General features: G+C 51.5%; 9 protein-coding genes and 2 pseudogenes. 6 read left to right on the top strand and 5 right to left on the bottom strand.

Annotated features, from left to right (window positions below; all coding sequences use genetic code 11):
- Window positions 1-126, top strand: a pseudogene (locus tag WDJ60_RS18540) (IS701 family transposase); the annotation flags it as partial.
- Between the two features lie 61 nt (window positions 127-187).
- Here the strand turns inward: WDJ60_RS18540 and WDJ60_RS18535 are convergent.
- Window positions 188-703 (bottom strand): cupredoxin domain-containing protein, encoded by a 516-nt coding sequence (locus tag WDJ60_RS18535; protein ID WP_340102245.1) that lies wholly within the window; start codon window positions 701-703, stop codon window positions 188-190.
- Window positions 704-1,280: 577 nt separating this feature from the next.
- The gene (locus WDJ60_RS18530; protein ID WP_340102243.1) at window positions 1,281-2,579 is read right to left on the bottom strand and encodes an IS4 family transposase; all 1,299 of its coding nucleotides are present in this window, start codon (window positions 2,577-2,579) and stop codon (window positions 1,281-1,283) included.
- A gap of 240 nt (window positions 2,580-2,819) precedes the next feature.
- Here WDJ60_RS18530 and WDJ60_RS18525 point away from each other — a divergent pair, with 240 nt between their 5' ends.
- The 3 genes from WDJ60_RS18525 to WDJ60_RS18515 all read left to right on the top strand — a co-directional run bounded on the left by WDJ60_RS18525 (window position 2,820) and on the right by WDJ60_RS18515 (window position 5,991).
- The gene (locus tag WDJ60_RS18525; protein WP_340102247.1) at window positions 2,820-3,398 is read left to right on the top strand and encodes an LURP-one-related family protein; all 579 of its coding nucleotides are present in this window, start codon (window positions 2,820-2,822) and stop codon (window positions 3,396-3,398) included.
- A gap of 477 nt (window positions 3,399-3,875) precedes the next feature.
- Window positions 3,876-4,724: a hypothetical protein gene (locus WDJ60_RS18520; RefSeq protein WP_340102241.1), complete on the top strand. Its 849-nt coding sequence runs from the start codon at window positions 3,876-3,878 to the stop codon at window positions 4,722-4,724.
- Window positions 4,725-4,992: 268 nt separating this feature from the next.
- A complete protein-coding gene (locus WDJ60_RS18515; RefSeq protein WP_340102239.1) occupies window positions 4,993-5,991 on the top strand; it encodes an IS110 family RNA-guided transposase in 999 nt (332 codons plus the stop codon).
- Window positions 5,992-6,534: 543 nt separating this feature from the next.
- On the opposite strand, the pseudogene WDJ60_RS18510 reads toward WDJ60_RS18515, so the two are convergent.
- Window positions 6,535-6,758 (bottom strand): annotated as a pseudogene (locus WDJ60_RS18510) (IS5/IS1182 family transposase); the annotation flags it as partial.
- A 126-nt stretch (window positions 6,759-6,884) separates the two neighbouring features.
- Here WDJ60_RS18510 and WDJ60_RS18505 point away from each other — a divergent pair.
- Together WDJ60_RS18505 and WDJ60_RS18500 are read left to right on the top strand one after the other, a co-directional pair.
- Complete coding sequence (locus WDJ60_RS18505; RefSeq protein WP_340102237.1) at window positions 6,885-7,127, top strand: hypothetical protein; 243 nt, start codon at window positions 6,885-6,887, stop codon at window positions 7,125-7,127.
- 1,055 nt (window positions 7,128-8,182) lie between these two features.
- Window positions 8,183-8,617 (top strand): hypothetical protein, encoded by a 435-nt coding sequence (locus WDJ60_RS18500; protein WP_340102235.1) that lies wholly within the window; start codon window positions 8,183-8,185, stop codon window positions 8,615-8,617.
- Window positions 8,618-8,831: 214 nt separating this feature from the next.
- On the opposite strand, the gene WDJ60_RS18495 is transcribed toward WDJ60_RS18500, so the two are convergent.
- Window positions 8,832-9,482, bottom strand: a complete 651-nt coding sequence (locus WDJ60_RS18495; RefSeq protein ID WP_340102233.1) for a hypothetical protein — start codon at window positions 9,480-9,482, stop codon at window positions 8,832-8,834.
- Window positions 9,483-9,573: 91 nt separating this feature from the next.
- Window positions 9,574-9,819 (bottom strand): hypothetical protein, encoded by a 246-nt coding sequence (locus tag WDJ60_RS18490; protein WP_340102231.1) that lies wholly within the window; start codon window positions 9,817-9,819, stop codon window positions 9,574-9,576.
- Window positions 9,820-10,038 lie beyond the last annotated feature (219 nt).

Genomic DNA, 10,038 nt, shown 5'->3' with positions numbered 1-10,038 from the left:
AAAGAAGCCGTGTACAACCTTCTCTCGTGGGTTCGAGACAACGATGATCGTGGCGTCGATGACCTTATGCAAGAGATCGACCATCTTTTCGTTCACTCAACAGCCGACACTAACGTTCAAAGCTGAGTTAGTGTAGAGACATCCCCATGACGGAATGAAACCTCCCATATCCGACACTACGGGCAGGTTATTGGAATGACGGTCCTAGATTATCGGTTGGCGAAATTTGCCACGATAGCTCTCCACCGTCCGATACGTTACCGCCTAATATCTGACCAGTAGTTTCGTTGCTCGAAGGGTTTGGATGGAATACAGTCCTCCCGAGATCCTCCCCCGGGTACATATCGTCGAGTGTGAACCGAATGTCATACAAGACCCGTGACTCGAACACGGACTCATAGGTCCCTGTTTGTCCGGGTTCAAGGATCGCCGTCGCGGTTAGATCTCGTTGGGGGACTGCGACATCAGGTGTTCCCGTAACGGTGTCGTGTCCGTCTATTCGTTCACCCATCGAAGTCCCCACGTTGAGCACTTCAACAGAGACCTCATGTGGAACAGTATCGTCGTTGTGAAACTTCAAACTTCCTGCAGGTAGGCTCTCAGAGGAATCCGTTGAGCCAAGTCTAGAACAGCCTGCTGTTGACATGCTCGTTCCCATTATTCCTACTGCTTTCAGAAACGAACGCCGAGGGATGGAGACCATACATTTTCATTAGAGTCAATTTTCCAAAAATCTTCCCATACGTACACTTTCTGAGCGGTCGATACAGTGGGGATAGTTATCGATCGTCTTCTACAAATGGTTCGTGACCCTCTTGCTCAAAATACCTCATTAGAGCAATTTTTGTTCCTGTGTATGATGCCGCTACGACAGCTACGAGGAATAATAACCCGTAGACAACTGAGCGACTCAAGAGAATGTCTAAGACCATGTCCTATCTAACATCCTTCAGGTATTTAAGACCGCATGGACTGTTTCTAATACAAATCTCAGTGATCAATAGGCACGCTTACTGAGCGCTCGATACAGGTCATCCACCGAATGCTCAATGGAGTCGGGTATCGTTGGATTCTGTTCAAGAGCACCCATCAATTCTGTTTCAGTTTTGGGAGGTTCCAGTGGAGTTATCAACGTGAGCTGGTTCGCTATATGCGGCTCCGAACTGACTCGGTGCCTCCGCTGACAAGTGGCCCTCCAATCCCACTTTCATCGCTCTGTTGAAATCCTCAGTCGCTGATAGTTTTTACATCTTCAATGGCTCAGTACCATCGGTGTTCGGTTAAGCATTAGACGGCCTCATGAAGGCTTCAGCCACTCGTTCGCTCAGTAAGAGGCGTGATTTCTCTGGTTGACGGGCACCACGGAACATCAATTCAGCCAAGTTCGGTGGCGGGTACCCGAGCAACTGGGCTAGATCTTCGAGAATGAGCTGGGCGACAGACCGAAAGGTCTTCGCCCAGCGTTCTCGCGGAAACACCGTCTCAGGAAACCGCTCTTGAAACATGCCCAGCAAGGCTCTGCTGACCGTCAGCGTCAGCAGAGCCGCCACTACCAGCAGCTCCACGATTGCTGGATCGCTTGTCTGGAACTTCTCAAGGCCGTACAACGATTTCAACTCTCGAAACAGCAACTCCACTTCCCACCGCAACCCGTACAACGCCGCGACCTGCCTCGGAGTGAACTCATCGGGCAGATTCGTAACGTACAGATGGTAGTCGTCGGTGTCCTCGTTGCGGACACCGACGACGCGAAACTCCATCGTACCGGTCGATTGCTTCCCAGCGTACGCTCGCCGCTTGAACTCGATTTCCACGGTTACGTCGATGATCTCCCGAGTAAGATTGCCCAGAACGTCCCGAAGACGACGCTCCGGTAAGGAAATGGCGCGCCCGCGCCATTTCCGGCGCTCTCCGACGATCAACGGATTTGCGTTCGACTTCAGCCGAGTCAGAAAGAAGCCCTCGTTCTCATCAATCAGCGCGAACCGACGGAAGCTGTAGAAGCCCAGATCGAACAGTAACAGCCGGTCTCGCAGCCAACTCCCGGTGCGGAGTTGGCTGCTCTCGTGGGTGCGTTCGTCGGTTAGCTGGAACTGCTCGATCGTCTGCTTGGTCGCGTTCTGCACGACGTGGAGTTTCGCGCCGGATTGATCCGGGTGAGTCGCAGGAAACGCATCCAGAAGCCGATGCAACCTGAAAACGGTTGCATCGGCGATCAGCACCTCTCGGAACAGCTCGAACTGTGGCGTGACCGTATGAGGGACTGCGACCTCCTCGAGAGCGTGCTCGAGGAGGTCGCTTAACAGTGCTGCGAGTGCTGGTGTGAACCGATCATAGAAACTTGAGCGGGCAACGGTTTGGTTGGTTGCTGCGGAGTACGCACGCTGGAATCCGGCGATGGTACGGGCTTCGCCGTCGACGGCGAAGCCCATGATGAGCGTCCAGACGAGCATCGTGATGTCGATCGTCCGGTTACGTTGGACGACATCGCGCTCGCGCGCGATGTCTTCGATAAGTTCGGCTGGAAACAGGGAAGTGAGCCGCCGTCGTATGAGAGTTGGGGAGAGTTGCTTGAACACATTCTCTCCCCACGCGGCCTACAACCATAGCTGCGTCAATCGAGCGTTGTCTCTTGATTCACCGTCTTAACCGAACACGGATGGGCTCAGTACACAAGAAATGCTTATCGCCGGTGTTGTTCGATCAGATAACGAATGACCGATTGGGGATCCGTGAAACAGGAACTCCGAGAAGCGGGCTACTCTGGATTCGCTTCCGAAGCCACGCACTTCTTCCCACTCCGGGGCATCAATTTGTCCATGGGACAATACGATATCCAGGGACTTGATCTGTCGTCCGATCATTACACCGTCGAACAGAGCTTAGTGCGAAACAAGTACACAGCAGAGGACGACAGCGGCAATACGGTCCTTCAGGGGAAGCAGGAGACGTTCAAACTCAAAGAGGAGTTCCCATTCTTCGACGAGAACGGCAAAGATGTGTTCACGGTAAACGCTCAGCAGATCCGGGACTACGAGGGCCAGTACGTCCTCACGGAGGCCCGAAGCGGTGAGGACATTGTCGTCCTCGATCACGAGTATTCCCTTCTTGAACAGATCACGGGTGCGAGTTGGACGATCCGCGATCCCGAGACTGATGCTGAACTGGCGGAGATTTCCTCTCGGAAGTTCGTGGGCCTATTCCGCAGGGGACTATTGGGTAATCTAATCCCACACCACTACGAGATTACCGACGCCGACGGCGGGCACGTGGGAACGATCTCCGGCCAGCTCTCGATGAAAGACCGGTACGACATCGATATCGAAGATACCAGCGCTGTCCCACGGGAACCGATAGTGGCCGCCGCGATGGTTATCGACGCAATCGAAGGAAACTAGCCTGCTCGATTGGTGTTTCCGATTGAGAGATTGGTAGTGTTCAGATATATTTATTCGGCTCTGTTGAAATCCTCATCTTCAGACACATGCTCGTCCGAAACAGCTGGTCACTGAGAAGTGCGAACTTATCGGAGTTCACCGACCCAAACGCTATATGGTATAGAAGTTACTGTTCAGATATGTATAGGACAGTTCGGGATTCGCTTGAAGACTGGTATAATCCGAGTATTCAGTCTGCGGTGATTGTCTTGATGGGGTCGAGTTTTACCCTCTTTCTGTTCCTCAACAGTCCCGATTTTACAAACCCATACTACGTTTTCGGAGTCGGAGTAATGGGCTTTACAATCGTCTTTGCGGCGCTTATGCTCATTTCTGTGCTACTGAAGCGCCGATAGACTACTATCCTGTATTGACCGCAACCGGATCAGAATATATCACTGCTGAGGATTTCAACAGAGCCGGGAGTACGTAACAACAATGGAGTTTACAGAGACGTTCGATGCTACAGAACCGACACATAGACTCGTCACTCGGCGTCTATCCGGTGTCAAGGACTGGGACGAGCTCGGCGGTGTGACAGTCGAGAACCAGGTGATCAGTGATCTGATGGACTACGGAACCGTTGTCCACCTAGGGCTTGATCCAAAACACGGTCAATTTGAGACTGTCCAACGGGAGCTAACGCAGGTCCCCGACTCGAAATGTATCTTTATCGGTTCGGATCATGAATTTCGAGCGTCGCTTCCCGAGGACTGGGCATTGGTTGAGTCAGTACTCGAAGTCCCGGACGGTGATACTGATGCGTGGACGGACCGTCTGTTCTACTTCGCCGAATTTGCAGTTCTGACCGACCAGTCGTGGCTATATCGCTCAGTGCCGCATGAGGCCCATATCCGAGAGATCAACGCGGGGGGACATGAGGGAGTAATTGAGAAATTGGACGAGACACTTGATCAGGTACGAGGGTCGGCTGTTATCCCGTTTAGTGGGCTTGCCTCGTGGACAATTAACGGTACCACGTATGATTTGAAATGGGACTCTCTGTATAGCTCCGATAGAGAGAAAAGCGCATCATATGATTTAGAACGGCTAAGGCAGGTGACTGCATTGTTTTCTGAGAACCTCGTACACCTCGATTGGAAGCCGGTATCCGAGGAGTCGTTACTTCGTCGAACGGTTTGGCGAGTTCTGGGTTCGGAGAGTACTACTCCACCACCACAAGTCGAGATTCCTACTGGTGAAGACGGAGAAAAGATACTGGATGCGTTCCATCAGCTACGTGAGAAACTTGGATATGAATATGACGTTGAAACTTCTTCGGATTAGCACCCCTTGATCAGCTTAGAGTCGGTAATTGGTTTGTCTGTATTGATTCGATGGAAATTCTGCTATTCCATGAGAGCGTGAAACAAGATATGGGACGCAAGAGACCGAGAATCGCTCAGTGCCTTCGAGCACGTTGTATTGATTGGTCCGAGTGCGAAAGAAGCCGAATCGTGGGCATTACAGCCCGGCTGACGCCGGAAGCGTCAGCCGGGAAAGCCCGAATAGGTGACTTTCTGTTTCACGCACCAGCGTCCCGGAGTGACAATCCATGTACATTGGAATTGACATCCACAAGCGGTACGCGCAAGTGGCAGTAATGGATGAGACTGGTGAGATTGTCGAAGAGGTTCGCGTCGAGAACGCGAACCTCGACGAGTTCGCCCAGCGCTATGCTGGAGCAGATGCCGCAATCGAAGCTACCAGCAACTACTACCACATCTACGATACGCTGTCAGAGCATTTGGATGTGACTGTTGCTCATCCGAGCAAACTGACGCTGATCGCTCAGACGGACAAAAAGACCGATCGCATCGATGCAAAAGAGTTGGCGCGGATGGTCCGGCTTGAGTCAGTACCAGAGAGCTACGTTCCAACAGACGAGATCAGGGAAGCCCGCGCACTCGTGCGCGGGCGACAGAAGTTAGTTGAAAACCGGACTGAGTACACGAACAAGATCCACGGCTTGCTTGCTGATCACGGCGTCACTCGGAAGGTTAAGCCGTTGAGTGTGTCGGGGCGAGAGTCCCTGCGGGACCTCTCGCTCCCGACGCCATGGGATACGTTGTTAGCGTCGTACATAGAGATGATCGAGACGCTGACCGAAGAGATTCATCAGCTTGACGACGCCATCGAAGAGCGTGCTGGGTCTCTTCCCGAGACCCAGCGGCTGATGACAATCCCTGGCGTGAGCTACTATTCAGCGCTGATGATATATGCAGAGATCGGCGAGATAGAGCGGTTTGACCGGGACAAAGAAGTGGTGAGTTACGCTGGACTGAACCCGGTGATCCGCGAGTCAGGCGACTCGCGGATCGAGGGTGGCATCTCGAAACGTGGCTCACGTCAATTACGCTGGATTCTCGTTCAGTGTGCACAGACAGCAGTCCATTCCTGCGAAGATGAGTACCTAACGCGGTTCTACGACCGGCTAGCAGGAAAGAAAGGGTCACAGAAGGCAATTGTCGCAACAGCTCGCAAACTGCTGGTTTCTATCTACCACATGCTCAACCGAGAGGAGGTGTATGATCCGCCAGGTGTGAGTGCCTGAGCGCCGCCGAATCGGCGGCGCTCTGTGGCCGGGTCGCAGACCGCACCAGCAACAGCTACCGCACACGATATCTCCCGCCTGCCTACAGCTGAGAACAGTACCAGCGTTTCGTCTGGTGGTTCGTGCAACTCAACGGAGAGATCTCTCGGTGGACCAAAATATTATATCGTCAACGGTGGTTTGTTCAGGTAGCAGAATTTCCATAGGTGAGTGGTTAATCCTGCCACCATATTCATATTGGCTACCACTCTATGCTCTCTCAATGAGTGTGGAACAACGGAGCGGGCTCCGGGTTTTTGCAGCCGTTCTTGGGAGTCTGTGGCTGATCGGAACTCTTGTGTTGTATTGGCAGACCGGAATAAACTGGACGAATCGTGCCACCGTTACATGGGTTGGAGTCGTTGTTGTCGTGTCCGTTGGCGTGCTTGTCTGGACGGTGGGAATACTCACCGGCGATTACGATCGCCGTCACCAATCATATATTCGAGTGATGCAACTTTGCGGAGCTATTGCACTTGCTGGACTGGCCTCGCTGGTCGTACTCTAAGAAGGAATGTACTCTAGAATCCATCTTATGGCTTGAACTACTCACATCCGGCATTGTTGCCCTTCTCGAAATTAGTGATTGCAACGATAATCCGGAGATACAGTGCAAGGAACACCTGTGTTCGTGCATGGAAGCGGCCTCGAGCGCGGACGTGCCCGAGGCCACAGTTCTTGACTGCGTCGTTGGTTCGTTCGACTCCTGTCCGGGAGTTGTGGCTCTGTTGAAATCCTCTTCTTCAGATATATTCTCGTCTGAAACAACCGTTAGGTGAAGGGTGCGAATTTGTCGGTAGTTGAAAGGAACACCACCTGGGGAATTCATATTATGAGCGAACGAGACCAATTGTATGGATAGGCTCGGTCAAAAAATTGTGCGCCTAGATGATCTTCTGTGGCATCTAAGCAATGTTGGCGTCGGTGTCGCTGTATTCGTTGCCACACTCTTGTACGCCCCACCGGGAAGCTACTCTCTCAATGTCGTTGTGTTCAGCATCGACCCGTTTTATGTGCTCGTTCCGCTTTCAGTCGTGTACACCGTCTGGACAGGAATTGATTTCTGGAGATGGTTCTCTGGCAGCGACAGTCAATGACCCTGGTAAACATAGGGGAAGAACTTTTCAGATGGATAGGGGTAGTAAGGATAGATGTCTGATTCTGAGTTTCCGTCTTCGTGGAGTGACCCCCGATACGTTGCGGCTATCGTTAGCGTGATCGCCACTGGAGCACTCTATTTCTATAGTTCCCTTACACAATCTGGACTAACTATAGAAGAAATCACGTTTGTCATATTCGCTATCCTTCTCCCAACATCAATCGCATACGAAATCGCTCGTCGTTTGTGAACTAACTATAGCAATCTGTTTCATTGACATACTGAGTGGTCAATGAAGAGTGCATATTCAGCGTATAGGTTCGATGGGTTCACTGTTATGGTGGTTTACTGGAAAAGACCTATTAGCTGTCTAAGGCACAGATCTGTATGAAGAATTGGATCAAACTCGTACTTGTTGCTGTTGCTGTGTTCGCCGTTGTCGCTGGTACTGGCTTTCTCTTTCTTCCACCCGACGCGTTCTCAACGGCCCCATTCAGTATCGCGGCACTCGTAATCTGTTGGACTGTTGCATATTGGTTCGTCTATTATCGGGAGCGAAGGACACCGTTCGATTCTGGTGCATAAGCACTCTTCTTCGACCAGCTGTTTCAGACGAGAATACATCTGATGGATCGAATCTCAACAGAGCCAGGGGTAATCTATCGCTTAGAGGACTCCTGTGATACCAATGAATAGAAATAGCACACCTAATCCGCGATAAAGCCAGACAGGGATGTTGGACTCCTCAGATAGGTCGGACGAGGAACGCCGAAGGAACTCAAATCCAACCGTGTGAATCCTCTTCGGAAGTATAACGTAGGCAAGACCAAGGATTACAGCTAGGACATATCCGACTTGCCACAGAATACCCATATGTGAATTTTAATGGGTGGTCATATATGTCCAATGGTCAACACTCACAGTTCACCGACTACTGTTTCGGACAAAATGGCTCTGTTGAAGTCCTCAGCAGGTGTACATTCTGGCCCGGGTGTGGTCAATATAGTGGATAGACCCAGCACAGTAATCACATTCTTCAGATAATGACTAAGTATGAACATAAGCACTCTTCATCGACCAGCTGTTTCAGACGAGGATATATCTGAAGAAGAAGATTTCAGCAGAGCCAACTCAGACTCCATCTCGGTCATCAACAAACAGGAATTACTGATGATGCAGAGCCATAAGTCTGAGAAGGCGGTCGGGCACTTCCTGAACAGGATACTACGCCTCGCGGTTAGCTACTCCGACCCGCGGATTCGTGCGAGAAGAGAGGGACCGAGGATCGAGATAACAAATCCGGTTATCACGCCGATGACCGCAGCCGGGCTGCCGGTGAGCGGCCCGGGATCGAGGAGGAGTTCGCCAGGGAGCAACACGAGGACCACGAATACCGTGACCGCTACCGCAACTCCACTGATCCGGACTAGCGACGTCGTGTCAAGAGTAAGATCAGTTCGTTCTATGGGCATTTCTTATCGCAGTTGAGCTACCTACGCCTAAAAGTGTGGCATTCAGCGTGGACTTCCGCTCTGGCCACTAGCAGTGCCAAGAGAATAGCCCCCATTCACGTTCATTGTCTCGCTGTGCAAACGCTTACCCAAAGGTGCGCCTCTGTCACGGCCACTTTGGTTGCGACGGAGATACCGCAGTGCGACGCTTTTCGTAGCGTTGTAGTTGGCGTGATGCTCGTACCTACAGTTCAGAGACCGAAGTGTGCGTCGCGTTCAACGACTGTGTATCCCTGAGCGGTGAGCACATTGTCGCGGTACCGTTTTGCGAGTAGTTCCTGTGGTATGCGTCGTAGACCAAAACGTCGGTTCGAGGTATATTCTACCGCTATGATCGTCTGTTCGTTCGTGGAATTGATTGTCGAAGTGTACGTTGCCCAAGGCTGATCGTTTACCGTGACTTCCGACTCAACCAGATACCCTCCGCTTGATGTAGTATCTGTATGAGTGTCAACGGCTACCTCTACAGAGCGGAGTCCGAAAAGATACGAGATGGGGTATATCGCCATATTATCTTCTGTGGTAACCTCATTGGCTACACCCCACTGAAGTGCCAAAACGGGAGGTGTTGGGCCAGTAAACTCATCGACGACTGTCCCCAGATCGTCGTCCGTTTGGAGTCGAATTGTACCTCTCGACTGAAGTACTGGAGCGCGTGCGGCGATAAGCAAGATAGCTGCGACAACGACCGCTGGGAGAAGTGAAGTCGCAAGGTATGTCCCGTGAAACACCGATACTGCGAGTACGACGACAAGTGCACTAAGAGGGCGTTCACGTCTGAGATATCGTTTTGCAACGTTGAGAGCTTCCTGTGATCGGTCGATGTCGTTTGTGGAGGGCATTATGGAAGACATCTGTTGCAGGATTATAGCCCTATTAAACATTTCTTCGTAGCTTACGTTTCGACACCATTCGGTGTGAATAGATCTTCCTCTAGTCAACTGCATAGGATTTCAACAGAGCCGCATAATTCCCTTTTGCCCGTCGGTACGCGGTGACAACAAAAAACAGACCGATTGCTACCACGAACAGCCAAAATGGGTCTGTGAGCAGGTCGATTAAGAACGTTACAGGAGGTTCACTGAGAACCATAGCGATAAGAACTCCAAGTATAGCGAGGAACGCGATGAAAATGCACCCCATGAATACCGTATCACGGAGAACTGAACGTTGGTTCATACAAACAAAATATCTGAATACCTCATACGTCTTCCGCGTTACATACGCACGCTTAGTGAACGGTCGATACAGAAATTCTATTGGTCGGAAGGCATCGGTTCTAGTTTAGTGGCGGTCAAAGCCGAACTCACCTCGTTCAACCTGCTCACGTAATCGATCTCTGTGTGGATTTGGATTTTGTGACGCCCACAGCAACAGCTCGTCCAAATCCGGCAGCTC

This window comes from Salinibaculum salinum, from assembly GCF_037645885.1.
Classification (GTDB): Archaea; Halobacteriota; Halobacteria; order Halobacteriales; family Haloarculaceae; genus Salinibaculum; species Salinibaculum salinum.
Note: the sequence above shows the minus strand (reverse complement) of the source record. Positions and strands in the feature narration are given on the sequence as shown.